A 1373-nucleotide genomic window follows, 5' to 3' on the forward strand; every position below is an offset into this window, starting at 1 on the left:
GTCGATGGGGCATGGCGCCGGCCGCTGTCTTCATGGAGAGCGGCAGTCCCGACACGGCGAACCGCGAGCGGGCAAAATTCCATTCCCCGTCTAGGCAGGACATTAAGCGGGAAACCCGCACCTGCTGTCTCGGACGGTAACGCAGGGGAGGGCCAAAGCCCGCCTGCGAGGGCGCGCCTATACGGGGATTTGCGGGGAAGTCAATCGGGGCAGCGGCGACTGGGGCGCCGTCGGGGCGACTGCCATGCATTCCGATTATGGCATTCGGGGCCGGCATGTAAACGCGAAAGCTGTCTTTCGGACGGGGCCAGGACTGCTAGTCTATCCGGCGACCATGCCACGCGCCTCCACTTCGACCAGCCATCAAAGTCGAATAGGCTTCGCAAACCCGCGCCCGGTCATCATCGCGGTTCCGCTGTTCGCTGTCACCATCGCGACGAGCGCGATCCTGACAAATGCGGGCGGTTGGATGCCGGCGATGATCGCGTCGGTGATCGCCGGATTGGGTTTTCTGCTGCTGTTGCGGGACAGCTTTTTTCTGGCGTTCAGCGGACTGGTGTTATGCGCGATCGCAGGGATTGGCGCGACCTCCATCGAGACACCGCTGTTCGGTTCGACGGTTCGCGGCATCCGCGTGGATCAGGCGGCCGACTATCCGGCAGCCGCTATTTTCTATTTTACCGACGGGCGAGTGTTGGCCCAGGCCGACTGGGATCTGCCGGTTTATGGCGGTTCCAAGGGCATCAACCACGAACTCTACAGACTAGGCATCGCGCCGATCGTCGGAGACGGCTGGACATCGGATCGGCCGATCACGGCCTGGGCGGTCACCAGCGGCCCGAATTCCGACATAGCTCGTTCCGACTGGTCACGTCCTTCCCGCGCCGGCGTGCGCGTCGTGTCATCGTCGGACGAGGATATCCGCAAAGCGATCGCACGCGCCGAACAGGCCTATCATCTGACCTCGGTAAAAGACGTGGTCCTCCTCCATTGGCTCGACGATCCCGCCGCGGCTGTGTCGGCGCAATATTGGAAGCTGCTGACGATTTTCTGTGTGTGCACAGGTATTTGGTTCGTCCTGGTTATCGCGTCGCAGCTGCGTGCGCGCCGGAGATGAAAGGTCCGAAAGGGCTAATTGGATCGCACTCATTTTAGTGATGAGTTACGGGGCGGGAGCTTAAATTTCCAAGCCTCAGTCTGATGTTGTTGCCCGCGTTACCATAATTCAAAGCGACCCTGCGGGCGGACCCGCATGGCCAATTCTCCGTCGATGGGGCATGGCGCCGGCCGCTGTCTTCATGGAGAGCGGCAGTCCCGACACGGCGAACCGCGAGCGGGCAAAATTCCATTCCCCGTCTAGGCAGGACATTAAG

Annotated in this window: 1 protein-coding gene; it reads left to right on the plus strand. The window is 61.5% G+C overall.

Translation table 11 applies throughout. The features are described from left to right. The first annotated feature begins 244 nt into the window (after positions 1–244). On the plus strand, positions 245–1117 hold the full coding sequence (locus tag AC1DSD_RS22405) for a hypothetical protein (protein WP_478033200.1): 873 nt from the start codon (positions 245–247) through the stop codon (positions 1115–1117). The last annotated feature ends 256 nt before the right edge of the window (positions 1118–1373 follow it).

The organism is Sphingomonas sp. P4_D12 (genome assembly GCF_056401895.1).

Bases quoted from the DNA above. Each gene is read 5' to 3' on its own strand.
- AC1DSD_RS22405 (WP_478033200.1), top strand. From the start codon at position 245: ATGCATTCCGATTATGGCATTCGGGGCCGGCATGTAAACGCGAAAGCT.